This is a genomic window from Desulfosediminicola flagellatus, from assembly GCF_005116655.2.
Lineage (GTDB): Bacteria > Desulfobacterota > Desulfobulbia > Desulfobulbales > Desulfocapsaceae > Desulfopila > Desulfopila flagellata.
The window spans coordinates 1,509,782-1,522,789 of the sequence record NZ_CP050698.1; the positions used below are offsets into that span (position 1 = coordinate 1,509,782).

General features: G+C 43.5%; 7 protein-coding genes. 3 read left to right on the forward strand and 4 right to left on the reverse strand.

Annotation, left to right across the window (positions count from 1 at the left end; all coding sequences use genetic code 11):
* Positions 1 to 172 precede the first annotated feature (172 nt).
* From yhbY to FCL46_RS06350, 3 genes are all read right to left on the reverse strand, one after another.
* Complete coding sequence (gene yhbY, locus FCL46_RS06340) at positions 173 to 514, reverse strand: ribosome assembly RNA-binding protein YhbY (RefSeq protein WP_136805530.1); 342 nt, start codon at positions 512 to 514, stop codon at positions 173 to 175.
* A gap of 82 nt (positions 515 to 596) precedes the next feature.
* Positions 597 to 1,793 carry a TraB/GumN family protein gene (locus FCL46_RS06345; protein ID WP_136805531.1) on the reverse strand — a complete coding sequence of 399 codons (1,197 nt, stop codon included), beginning with the start codon at positions 1,791 to 1,793 and terminating at the stop codon, positions 597 to 599.
* Positions 1,794 to 1,970: 177 nt separating this feature from the next.
* On the reverse strand, positions 1,971 to 3,719 hold the full coding sequence (locus FCL46_RS06350) for a LysM peptidoglycan-binding domain-containing protein (RefSeq protein ID WP_167505746.1): 1,749 nt from the start codon (positions 3,717 to 3,719) through the stop codon (positions 1,971 to 1,973).
* A gap of 251 nt (positions 3,720 to 3,970) precedes the next feature.
* On the opposite strand from FCL46_RS06350, the gene FCL46_RS06355 reads away from it, so the two are divergent.
* From FCL46_RS06355 to FCL46_RS06365, 3 genes are all read left to right on the forward strand, one after another.
* Positions 3,971 to 7,306 carry a transglycosylase domain-containing protein gene (locus FCL46_RS06355; protein ID WP_167505747.1) on the forward strand — a complete coding sequence of 1,112 codons (3,336 nt, stop codon included), beginning with the start codon at positions 3,971 to 3,973 and terminating at the stop codon, positions 7,304 to 7,306.
* Positions 7,307 to 7,638: 332 nt separating this feature from the next.
* Positions 7,639 to 9,489 carry a hypothetical protein gene (locus FCL46_RS06360; RefSeq protein ID WP_136805534.1) on the forward strand — a complete coding sequence of 617 codons (1,851 nt, stop codon included), beginning with the start codon at positions 7,639 to 7,641 and terminating at the stop codon, positions 9,487 to 9,489.
* Between the two features lie 457 nt (positions 9,490 to 9,946).
* The gene (locus FCL46_RS06365) at positions 9,947 to 12,205 is read left to right on the forward strand and encodes a GspE/PulE family protein (RefSeq protein ID WP_136805535.1); all 2,259 of its coding nucleotides are present in this window, start codon (positions 9,947 to 9,949) and stop codon (positions 12,203 to 12,205) included.
* A gap of 76 nt (positions 12,206 to 12,281) precedes the next feature.
* Here the strand turns inward: FCL46_RS06365 and FCL46_RS06370 are convergent, their stop codons facing one another.
* On the reverse strand, positions 12,282 to 12,827 hold the full coding sequence (locus FCL46_RS06370) for a DUF309 domain-containing protein (protein WP_167505748.1): 546 nt from the start codon (positions 12,825 to 12,827) through the stop codon (positions 12,282 to 12,284).
* Positions 12,828 to 13,008 lie beyond the last annotated feature (181 nt).

A 13,008-nucleotide genomic window follows, 5' to 3' on the forward strand; every position in this document is an offset into this window, starting at 1 on the left:
CTTTCTACCTAAGGTTGAGTTTCAGTGATAATCAATTTTTCAATATAGAATTATATTGCTGATATTATACTCAAAAAGATATTGAGGAATTAGACAAAAAAAATGGGCGCCTTTAATTAAAAGACGCCCATAGATATCTCACAACAAAGATGTGAGCTCGAAGAACTCTGTTTTAGTTCTTCGGCAAACGTATACGCTCTTCCTTGTTTCTCTTTGGGTTGGCACGATAGAGAATGAGTGTTTTTCCGATAAGTTGAACCAAGGTGCTTTTTGTCGCTTCTGAGAGTGTAATACCCGCCTGATCCTTTTCTAATCCACTGTTCTTACCAAGTTTGACCTTAATAAGTTCACGGCGGGTCAGTTCCAGATTTGTTTGCTCAATGAGCGATTTACTGAATCCCTCTTTGCCGACCTGAACAAGTGCTGGAAGATCGTGGGCCAGGCCCTTGAGGAACTTTTTCTGCTTGCTGGTCAGTTCTGGCACCAGCTTTTCGTCTTGTTTTTTTTCTGTCATATTGTCCAATGTTCGAATTACGATACTTTTTTGTTAATCGTTTTTCTATGTAGAGTGTTTGCTCTGCTCAGCCTGAAAAATGTTAGCTGAAAAGATTCTTGAAAATTTCGTATCCCCCGACCCAGGTACCAACAGCAGAGCCGAGGCCTGTGAAGAAGAATACAAGAAATACACGGAGCAGTTTATTTTTCCACCAACCGGTGAACGATGAAATATCATCGCCGACCGATTCAAATTCACGCACGACCGGAGGCCTGGTCATAACCTGGATGAAGGCTGTCACATAGCCTGCTCCTATGACCGGGGTAAGGCTGGTGATCGGTGCAGCGGTGAATGCACCTATTGTTGTAAACGGATGAGCAAGGGCTATCAGAGCACCACAGGCTGCAGGAATGCCATTTGCCAAAATCCAGAACATAGCATTGGAACCTGCAACTTCGGCACCCTTGAGGTAACCTATCGCTGCAAGTGAGGCAAGTATCATAAAAGGAACTCCCCAGCCTGCTATCTTCCAGCCATTTGATACTGGTGGGATTGCAATGATTTCATCTAGCTTGTGTTGTAGGTTGGATGTAATTACCTTTTTTATTCCAGCTACATGTCCGGCACCAACTACGGCAACAATCGTGTTACCTGTTGTATCTTTAATTTTTTCGGCCAGATAAATATCACGTTCATCAATTAGAACGCGCTTGAGCTCAGGAAGTGATTCTCCCATCTCTTCCATGAGATTAGACAGGACATCTTTCTGTTTTAATTCCTTAAGTTTGTTTTCGTCGATTTCTTCGGAATCAAACATGCTGGCAAGGAGCGAAGTCAGCAGATATCCTTTTCGAAAAATTGAGGTCGACTTCCACGCTCGCCGCAGGGTAATCCTGACGTCCCGGTCACAGAGACTGATCGGAATTCCCAGTTCCTTTGCAGTGGTTGCGGCGCCAAGCAGTTCTGCACCGGGTTTTACACCGAGCTGATTACCAAGTTTTTTCTGGTAGGAGCTCATAAGCAGACTGACAAGCAGTGTGGATAGCTGTTTGTTGCGAATTATCTGTTTGAGATCGAGTGATTGCCAGTTTTCTTTGCTTGACATGGCCTGGTAGCGCTTGTCATCAAGTTCAAGACATACACAATCAGGCCGTTCTGTGGTGATCACGTGTTTAACAAGATCAACCGACTCCTGTGATATGTGAGCTGTACCGATAAGTATTACGTGTTTGTTTTCAAGGTCAATTGAATGGACATCTGGCCCATAATCATGGGTAGCCGTGGCTGGTATGGTCATTGATTTTGATACGCCTGGTGTAAATGATAAATAATTATATGATATGCGGCGGTTTTATTCTGCCGGATATATGTCTCGAATTTCGTGCTAAGAAATAGGGTCGTGTGAAAAGATACATCCTGCCAAAGTAACTCCAATACATGTAATCACTACTGGATACATCTGACAGGATTATTCTTATACTTTTTTCACTTTAAGGCGGCTGCCGGGCTGAATAAGGTTGGATTTCAGATTATTCAACTGCCTGATCTCAGTTGCAGAGGTATTAAATCTGCGGGATATTGTCCAGAGAGAGTCACCGTTCCTGACCTTATACCAACTGTAAACAGCTTTTGCAGGGGATTCCTTTGGAGCTGTCTTTTTAGAGGCTGTCAAAGTGGGTAAGGAAGACGTAACTGGTGATACCTGAGACGTATCAGGCGCTGCTGCAAGTAATTTACCGGTTGTGGCCAGTATACGGTTCTTTTGAATGTCCCCCCGAGGAGTACCGTTATTCTCAATATACAGTGCCAGTTGTTGACCTGCCCTGATTTTGTGAACACTGGGTAGTCCATTCCAAGAGACAATCATCTCTTTAGGGACACAATATTTTTTAGCAATTTTTGAGATGGTTTCACCCTTTGCTATACGATGGAGGATGAGGTTCTCTTTATACTGTGCTAATTGTTGATCGCTACCGGTAGGGAGAAGCTGGTATTTTACTGTCGAGTAAGGAATACGAAGATTTGTACCTTTTTTAAGCTGTGCAGAGCGAAGATTATTCACTTTAAGCAATGTGGTCGTATTGATGTCGTATTTACGGCATATACTGGCTACAGATTCACCTTTTTTGATTGTATGTGTTTTATAGCCTGTGCTTACATATGAATGTAAGCGCTTCATGTTGTTACTGGCCAGTGCTTTTGTTCCTGCCGGAATTTTCACTGTATACGATGACCTGTTTGCTGGTGTCTTGGCTTTGTGAAGCTCCTGATTGAGTTCTTTGATGAGCTTTGTTTCAGTTCCTGAAGCTATTGCAATAGCGTCCAGGCTCATTCCGGATGGCACATCCAGCGTATCGTAAGCAAGGGGTTCCGCATAGTCAACGTTGTTGAAACCATATCGATCAGCATCTCTTGAAAGAATAATGGCTGCAATCAGTTTTGGAACGTATCTCTTGGTTTCCAGTTTGAGGTAGTTATGTTTTGCAAGGTCCCAGAAATTGTCTACTTTATATCGCTTTAGCCCGTTACGTATTTTCCCGGGTCCTGCATTGTAAGCAGCTACCGCGAGATGCCAGTCGCCGAACTCAGTGTAAAGATCATTTAGGAAAGCAACAGCAGCTTTTGTGGATTTCTCAGCATCACGCCGTTCATCAACATAATTATCTACTGTAAGATTGTATTGCCTGCCGGTTGCACGCATAAACTGCCAGAGACCTACAGCCCGTGCCCTGGAATATGCTCTCTGGTTATATCCACTTTCAATCATTGAAAGAAATATAAGATCTTTCGGGAGGCCGGCTTTGCTGAGTTCAGATTCCATGAGTGGTGCATACTTACCTGAACGCGCCAGCCACTTTTGAAAGTGTCTGCGTTGTTTACCCTGAAACAGGTTGAGGTACATTTCGACCTGTTTGTTCATGACTATTGGAAAATCGTAGAGTGGTACAGATTGGTCTTTCTCTGTAGGCTCTGGTACTGATGTCTTTTCACCCCACTGCCCGGTTTCACTGAGAGCTACAAGCTCCTGGTCGAGAGCAGTTTCGGGTTCAGGTGTTACGAGTTGAAGATCAGGATCGTCAGCTTGTTGAATTTCCTGCTCTTCTGTGGTTCCTTGGAACTCCGGCATAGCCAGCCGTGTTTGATTTGCGATACAACCACTGAGTATAAGGGTAGATGCGGCAATAGCCACAAGGGTAATTCGCCTGGGAAAAAAATGAAACATGAGTGTTTTCAAGCTCCTGTGTAGGATGCTATGGTGCACTTCCGTGCAATCAGCCCCGGAAAAGTCTGTTGTTATATGTTTTATAACCTTGTACATTCAGGTCTGTTTTTTACAGAGCCATTGAGAATTCGCAATTATTTAAAACCTAAGTGGTCGAGAAATGCAACAATAATACGACCAGCTGAAAGTTGTTATGATTAACGCAATAATGTTATCACATTTATCTGTCTAAGATGGCAGAAAAAACGACTATGATAAAGAAGATATTATATTTTTTCCTGTTTCTTTCTTTCGCTGCAGTCCTTGCTGGAGCCGGAGGATTACACTGGCTGATAGTGGTCAACCCCGGGCCTGAGATTGAATCCAGCTACATAGAGAACATACTGGGTCAGGAAAGTCCTGTATTTTACAATGATAACGAGACTAAACTCGGCGTCTTTTTTGATCAGTCGCACCGTCAGTACGTGCGTTATGGTGAGATCCCCTCCGATTTTGTTAATGCGCTCGTAGCAGCTGAAGATAATCGTTTTTTTGACCACTTTGGATTTGATGTCCTCGGTATTGCCAGGGCAGCTATCAAGAACATAGAAGCTAGAAGGGTGGTGCAGGGAGGCAGTACACTAACTCAACAGACTGCTAAGAACCTTTTCAAACGAAAGGACCGTTCATTCAAAGCTAAGCTCAAGGAACTCCTGTTTGCCCTCCGACTTGAATATCACTACCCCAAAGAGAAGATTTTTGAATTTTACTCCAACCAGTTTTATGTAAGTGGTAATGGTCATGGTCTTGGAATCGCCGCACGGTATTATTTCGATAAAGTGCCAAGCGAACTTAATCTTGTAGAGAGTGCATTTATTGCCGGTAGTGTTAAGCGACCCAACTATTACAATCCATTTATTAAGAAAACCCGTGCTGCTGCAGAACTGGCAGAGACGAGGGCGAAGGTCCGGTTGAAATATGTGCTCACCAAGATGCTCCAACTTGAGATGATAGGACAGGGCGCATATAACGAAGCTTTGGCATCTCCTATCGGCTTCCGGCAGGGACAGGTTGGGTATTCACTTGATTACGTGATGGAGATGGTCAAAGATGTCGTCTCTTCAACTGAAGTGATCGAGGCATTGGAAAAGCATGGTATTGAGAATGTTTCCACATCAGGGATCAGGATAGTGACCACTGTTGATAAAAAAATACAGCAAAAGACCCTGTATGCCCTCCGTCATGATCTTTCCCGACTCGATGTATTGTTACGCGGCTATGAACGTGAAGAGGTGCAGGAAGAATATGCACAACTTGATTATAGCGGTGATACTTCTCTTGAGCATTGCGCATTTCTGTTTGGCCAGATTGTAAGAATAGAGGGCAAAGGTGATGATATTGAGGTGACTGTCGATTTTGGCCGAAAAAAGGGTACCGCAATTATAGATAAAAAAGGGTTTGAACAGCTGGTTGCAGCACGGGTTCAGTGGCAGAAAGATATATGGACACAGCCCAAAAAAAATGATCTGAATAAACTGCTTGAGCAGCTTCAGGTCGGTGATCGTGTTTGGGTCAGTGTACGCGAAATTACTGAAAATGGTGATGCTCTTCTTGATTTGGAGAAGTATCCTAAGGTTCAGGGCGGCGCCATTGTAGTCAAAGACGGAGCAATCAGAGCAATGGCCGGCGGTACTGAGAACAGAAATTACAACAGAGCCGTATATGCCAAACGAACCATGGGGTCATCGTTTAAACCTTTTGTTTTTGCTGCAGCTCTTCAACTTGGCTGGAATAGCACGGATCAGTTGAGGAATTCCCGTGATGTTTTCGTATACCATAATCAACCGTACTTCCCGAGACCTGATCATGATAGCCCGTACGAACATGTCTCCATGAGCTGGGCCGGCGTAAAATCAGAAAATCTCGCTTCCGTATGGTTGCTTTCACACTTGTGCGACAATCTTAATTCTATTCAGTTTAAAGATCTGGCTGATCATCTTGGACTCGCTCCACGAATAGTTGATGGTGACACTGAATCTTATCGCACATATCGCGCCCGTGTGCGTGATCGTTACGGGATCGTCGTAAACAGAGATATGTTGCGTAAAGCTGCATATAATGCTGCTGTCCGAAATAGTGAAGCTGACTTCATGTTTGAGAACATGGTAGATGAATACAGTTTTTTCAAATCACTTCACTATGGCTTGAATTTCGCGACATTTGACGAGGAGATAGCAGATCAGCTCAAAAATGATAAGAATCTTAAGAATTATGAGATCAGCGAGTTGAAATTACGCCAAAAACTTCTTGAGAAAAACTTCCTTGTTTATGAGGAATTACGTGGCAAATTAGGTGCATATAGAGAGAAGATAGAAGCCCCAATGGGGTTTATGCGACAGGATGCGTATGGCGATGATCTCGACACGCCTGATCTCTATTTTGACAGCTCGACCGGCAGATATGTATTTCAGGCAAAACGGCATATCCGGCCGTATTTGCAATCCGTAAACCGTCGATATCTTGAGGAACAACTGTATAATTTGTCGGAAGGTGAACAGCGTCAATTCTGGCAGCAGGTGCATCTGAACGGTGAGGTTTCAGTAAACGGATTTGACTTGCTTACTAAGCAGATGGATTCTGAATATAAACGTCTTCAAAGAGGTTTGCCATATAGCTTTGAGGTTCTGACCGAGGTAAATGATTTCAGGATCTATGTTGGATTGAAATACCTTATTGCCCTGGCCCATGAAATGGGAGTCAAATCCGATCTTGAGCCTGTTCTCTCATTTCCGCTTGGTTCAAATGTTGTAAGTTTACTTGAGGCCACCAGAATGTATGAGGCTATGGTTACCGGTAATGTGACCACGTATGGTGCAGATCCAAGTAGTGAAGAAAATGACAGTTTGCTTATTCTCGATCGCATCGAATCAGAAGATGGTTTGGTGCTCTATAAGCCTGAGCGACATGAAAAACGGGTATTGGGTGAGGCGGGCCGAATAGGTATCGGACATATTCTTGAAAATGTCGTGAAGTTCGGGACCGGTCGAAAAGCTGATAAAGAGGTCAGACTTATTTCTGAGAATGACAGCGAGATAAACTCACTGGATTTGCCTGTTCCGTTGCTTGGGAAAACCGGCACTGCCAACCGCTACACCAATGCTTCGTTTTTTGGGTATCTGCCGGGATTGAATAGGGAGGCTCACTCAATGAGTACCGACAGCGGTTATGCCATCGGCGTTTATGCAGGGTTTGACGATAATAGTCCAATGCGTAAATCCACCATAAAGGTTAGTGGTGCTGCCGGGGCATTGCCCACCTGGATTGGGATTGTCAAGGAACTCTTGAGTCAGGACGGTTATGCAGAGGCTTTTGATCCTGTCGATTTGTCATTTTACGGACTTCAGTTGCAACGCGGTCAGGCTGAGCAGATTAATCTGGTCGCGAATCCTGATAATGGTGGTTTGCTGGCTACGCCAGCCAGAAAAGCCAGTGATAGAAATCGCTACCAACCGTCGATCATGACTTTTGGTGATTTATCGACCAGTGGTCGATTTTCACCGGAAAGACAATATGAACCGTACTGGCGGGTTGGTGACACGATCAATTAAGCAGTATATTTCAAAAATTAGTCACCTGTGAAGGTGCATCACCCCACGATTCATGCAGGTTGTGATGCACCGTACTGACATGGAAGAAAGATAGCCTTCCCCCCTTTTTCTTTTCTACGTCCGTTCAGCTCGAAAGCACTGGATAAATCAGTTTATCAGGTTATCTGTGCTTTGCCTTGGCCTGAACCCCTCTATGTGGTAACATGACAACCGGATTGGTTGCGAATGTAAAGAGTTGTGCGTCACCAGCCGATATGACAGTCAAGAATCCTATTCCTTAGATAATCGTTGTGCATAACCTGATTATTGAACATCTAATATTCCAGCATATTATGAAAAAGAGATTATATATCAGTTCAGTAGCATGTTGCCTTCTGGCATTAACCGGATGTGTCCAAACTCAAAAACGTGTTGTAAACCCATCACAATCCCCGACGTACGAGCGTCCAACGCAGACAACTACTGACATTTATTCCGAATCTGTGCGCACGCAACCGACAGGGACTGAAGGTCAGAAGCCGCAACCACGTTATCTTGATATTTCTGATGATACTGATATATCCCTGGAGCAGGTGACAGCTGAAACCGTTATACCTTCGATGAACTACATCAATGATCGAATTTTCGAGTACAGTCGAAAACTTGATCGTTGGAAAGATCTTGATAGTCAATCTCTTGCAGTAAACTTAAGTCAGGAAGACACCGAACAGATGGTCAGGTGCTTCAGGCGATTGCAGAATGTCTTAAACGGGTATACCGGCCTCCAGGAAGAAATACTGCAGAGCCGCCGTCTTGCTGGCTCTGGTGAGGTCAGCAGTTCAGTTATTCAGGATTTACAAAAGAACGATATAGAATTCCTCGAAAGTGTTTGCGGTAGGTTGCTTTCAGCGCCTGATGATAAAGGAGCCGGCTGGGGACAGCGTGAGGAAACTGCTGACCTTGCGCAGATCGAGACGCTTATCGAGCGCTATGCAGGCAATCAGGAGTATGAAGAGGTTGTTCAGGTCTGGTTGCAGATCCCGCAAGGTCAGATTGAACGTGTAGATTTGCTCTCCAAACTCCGTTATGGAAGTGCCCTGATGTATTTGCATCAGGAGGAACAGGCTGCAGAAGTGTATCAGCAGATAGTTGATCAGATGTCCTCATCCGAAGAGCAGTCAACAGATCTTATTTCACTTAGAAAGATATTGGCAGATCTCTATACTGCAAGTGGTAATTTTCCTGCTGCTGAATTGCAATACGATAAAATCTCTCAGGATTATGTTATGCTTGGTGAGATTGATGAATGGTCCAAACTGCAACTTTCTATTCTTGAAAGAAGTTTGAAAGGGAGCCCGGAGTTAACTGAATATTCTGGTCTTCTTCGTAATTATCTTGGATTTATACCAGAGAAAGACGGGTATAAGATCGCCTGGCAGGCAGAAGATTTCCTTTTGAATTACCCATATTCAGCCGTTTCCTCTAATGTGGATATAATTAAATCAAAGTCCAGGGAGCGGGCGGATAAGTGGTTCAACGGATTTATGGGGAAGGTTGATCAACTTGTAGAGAATAAAAAATTTCAGGAAGCAATTGAACTTCTCGAAACAGTACCGACTGATCTTATTGATGATGAAAAACGGGAATTGCTCAAGTTGAAAAAGGATGATCTTGTTCTGGCTGAAGCTGTTGATAGAGAAACAGATAAGCTTGCAAAAGTTCAGGAATTGCAGCGAAAGTGGAACAACGGAATGCTGATGGTTAAAGCCGAACGATTCGATGAGGCAATTACCATTTTTACAGAGATGCTTGATACTGAGTATGCGGTGAAAGCCGAAGACAAGATAAGTGAAGTCTCCTTGCTGGCCGCTAAAGCTGAGCGTAGAAAAGCGGCGAGTCTCTTTATCCGGTTTACTAAAACAACTGATCTAGACAGTCAGAAAAAATTGCTGCTTGAATCACGAAAAATGCTCAAGGATATTCTTGTTAAATATCCCGATGTCGAGATAGCCGAGAAGGTTCGCGGAAATATCCAGCGTGTTGAGCAGGAGATGAATACGCTTGATCCAATGCTTCTGCAGAATGCTGACAATGCTCTGCTTGATGATCAGCGTGAGGACAAGGATGTTTTCGATATAAATATCAATGATCAGGTTTTGCCTGAAGAACAGACACCTATTATTGAGGAGACACTCATTCAATAGACTGTAATCAGCTTTAAATATACAGATTAAATAGTGCTTGAACGAAAACCTGCAAATTTTTTCAAGTCCAAGGCGGGCGAGAATTTTATCCGGGAGAATACACAAAGTATTTCGGAGTCTCGTTCCTCGCTTACCTGAGGATTAAAATTTGAGATCAACGAAGAAATTGGAGAAATTGGCGGTTTTGGTCGGGCACTAAATAGTCATCGACTTAAGCCCTCTGGAGTTTTAACTCTAGAGGGCTTTTTTTGTTTTGTTGGGCCAAAATCACGCTGTGAGAGAGGGGACTGATTCTGTGATCTTCCAGGCTTTATAAACGAACAGAAGAATATTCCCTGACTTTTTTTAAACTCCATGAAATGATGATTATACATTGATTATTATAGTCTTCATGGAAATCTCTTTAGTGCTGTTCAAGAGTCTTTCAGTGTTTTGAAATAGTTTTTAGGTGAAACGTATGGCAGGTAGACAGTCCGATTCGGCGTCAGATTCCTTTGAGGTGCACTTTAGAAAGCTGATGAATGAAATCCATTCGGCTTCTAGTCCAAATGCAATAATGGTTGGACTGAAAAATAAAATTCTTAAGGTGTATGATGTTGAAATGGCAACTATATTTCTAGTAGATGCCAAAAAACAACAGCTTGTTTCGTGGGTTCTGCTTCCGGGGGAGTCATTACGCAAGATACGCATGAGTATACGGCGTGACAGTATTGTCGGTTTTGTCGCAGATACAAGGAAAACACTCAATATATCTAACGTTTACGATGATGATGAATTGAAACGAGTCCATCCGACACTTGGTTTTGATAGAAATTGGGACAAGAAAGGAGGGTGCAGGACCAAACAGGTTCTTTCAACCCCGATTGTTCACCAGAATAATCTCCTTGGTGTTATCCAGCTGATAAATAAAAACAGCGGAGCTGATTTTGATACAGTCGATGAATCTCGAATTCATGAACTTTCAGAAACTCTTGGCATTGCGCTGTTTAATCATTACAAAACCGGTAAGAAAATCCCCCTTCGATATGAAGAACTGGTAAGGCGTGAAATTATTTCCGGCCAGGAAATGGAACGGGCAATGGTCATTGCAACCCAGCAGGAAAAAGATGTAGAAACTGTTCTCATGGAAAATTTCCTTGTCGATAAAGCCGAGCTGGGCGAGGCATTGGCTGTTGTTTATCAGACACGTTTTATGGACCTGAAGAAAGGTCTGCATTCCTTTGAGAAGCTTTTCCCAACCGGTGATATTGAGATTTTTAAGAGAAATCTTATTCTTCCTCTTGAAAAGAAGCAGGACACGCTCTTTCTGGCTGCAAAGGATCCGGTAAATCAGAGTGACATTCCTGCTCTCAAAAAGAGCTATGGTGTATTGCATTCTAAAATATATCTTGCCTTCGGCGATGATATTCGTGAAGTGCTCGCAAAATATGATACCAGTGAGAATGTTGAAGATGAGAATATGCTCGCAGGTGGTGAAGGTGGTGATAAGGAGGTTCCTGAAGCTATCGAAATTGAGGTGAATAGCAGTCCAGCTATTCAGTTGGTTAACAAGTTGATTGAAGATGCCTATTACGCTGGTGCTTCAGATATTCATATTGAGCCGTATGGAGATGCCCAGGATTCAGAGGTTCGATACAGAATAGACGGCCAGTGTAATGAGATTCTCAGAATCCCTAAAGATAATGTTATTTCTGTTGTTTCACGTATTAAGGTGCTTGCTGATCTGGATATCTCGGTCAAAAGAAAACCTCAGGATGGCAAAATCAAGTTCACCACCACAAGAGCCGACAATATTGAGCTCAGGGTGGCGACTATCCCGACCTCCGGCGGTAATGAGGATGTAGTTATTCGTGTGCTTGCAGACAGTAAGCCACTACCTTTAAAGGACATCACTCCCCCCCGCATATTCGATAGAATGACAGAGGTGATTATTCGTCCCCATGGGCTGTTTCTGGTGGTTGGGCCTACTGGGTCTGGTAAGACAACGACCCTTCATTCTGCTCTACACTACATAAATACACCTGAAAAAAAGATATGGACCGCTGAAGATCCGGTGGAGATAACCCAGTATCGCCTTCGTCAGGTTCAGGTCAAACCGAATATTGGGTATACCTTTGCAACTGCAATGAGAGCGTTTCTTCGAGCTGATCCTGACATAATCATGATTGGTGAGATGCGTGATAAGGAAACTGCAGGCATGGCAATTGAGGCGTCATTGACTGGTCATATGGTTTTCAGTACATTGCATACCAACTCGGCAGCCGAAACTATTGTTCGCCTCATAGATATGGGGCTTGATCCATTTAACTTTTCAGATGCTCTGGTTGGCATCCTGGCGCAGCGTCTGGTGCGAACCTTATGTGAAGAGTGTAAGGAAGCATATACTCCCAGCCAGAAAGAATTTGATCATTATGTGGAGAGTTATGGAATTCTCTTTTACGATCATATTCAGACCCATTATTCAGATTCGCTGACATTATTTAGATCAAACGGTTGTGAAAAATGTAATAATAGCGGATACAAAGGGCGAGCAGGTTTGTTTGAGCTGTTGATTGCCAACCAGAAAGTTAAAGATATGATAATTGACAAAGCAACATCTGAGGAGATTAAGCAGGAGGCCATTAACAACGGCATGACAGTGCTTCTGCAAGAAGGCATCCAGCTGATTTTTGACGGCAAAACTGATCTGAAGCAGGTTATGACTACCTGTAATTAAAACGGAATTGTCATGAGCCATATACCAATCAGGTGGTATTCCTGTCTCAGCAGTTCTCTTGAATGTCGTATCACTATTATGATTGTTTGTTTAATAGTTTTGGGGGAGTAGGGGCTGTAACTTTCAGAGCATCGATCAAAAGATCTGGCTGGAAATATTCAGCAAGAAAATCTCTCTGCTCTTCAAGCACCACAACGGCCTTGCCTGCCATTTTTTTTGCCTGAGGGATAAAGCCGTGTTCGAGCTTTATATACATTCCCGCTGCACGAATAAGTGCCTGGAGCAGCATTTTTTTGTCACCCTCTGCAGTATACCAGGCGTGTTCCAGTACTTCGTGCATCTCAAAAAACAGTTCCAGGTCCCAGAGTACTAAGCCGCGCCAGAAAGGATCCTCGCTCCCTCTTGAAATGGTTGTCACAGCTTTGCCGAATCTGCTGAGACGTTCTTTGATATAGAGGCGATAGTGATCTTCGAGTTCTGGGTTCAGAAACTTTTCGGCTGCTTCCGCTGCTGGAGCTATACTGTTCTTTTCAAGACATTCAACCAGCGAACTTGAGAGTGTATTTCGAATGTCTCTGCTCTTTCTGTCGTTAAAAGGATCGAATGCTGTAACTTCTGTCATCTCTGACTCCTGCAGGTAAGAGGGATGTTGTGAGTGTATAATACCTATATTCATTTAGTGTAGCATGCCTCTATGTCAATCTAAAGGAGATGCTCTTTTGCCTAGGAGGCTGTCCGACAATGCTCTTCTCGGAGTCTACGCTTACCGACCCATATCTTCGTTAAACTCGAAAAATTATCCT

Bases quoted from the DNA above. Each gene is read 5' to 3' on its own strand.
- FCL46_RS06345 (WP_136805531.1), bottom strand. From the start codon at position 1,793: ATGACCATACCAGCCACGGCTACCCATGATTATGGGCCAGATGTCCAT.
- FCL46_RS06370 (WP_167505748.1), bottom strand. From the start codon at position 12,827: ATGACAGAAGTTACAGCATTCGATCCTTTTAACGACAGAAAGAGCAGA.
- yhbY (WP_136805530.1), bottom strand. From the start codon at position 514: ATGACAGAAAAAAAACAAGACGAAAAGCTGGTGCCAGAACTGACCAGC.
- FCL46_RS06355 (WP_167505747.1), top strand. From the start codon at position 3,971: ATGATAAAGAAGATATTATATTTTTTCCTGTTTCTTTCTTTCGCTGCA.
- FCL46_RS06350 (WP_167505746.1), bottom strand. From the start codon at position 3,719: ATGTTTCATTTTTTTCCCAGGCGAATTACCCTTGTGGCTATTGCCGCA.
- FCL46_RS06365 (WP_136805535.1), top strand. From the start codon at position 9,947: ATGGCAGGTAGACAGTCCGATTCGGCGTCAGATTCCTTTGAGGTGCAC.
- FCL46_RS06360 (WP_136805534.1), top strand. From the start codon at position 7,639: ATGAAAAAGAGATTATATATCAGTTCAGTAGCATGTTGCCTTCTGGCA.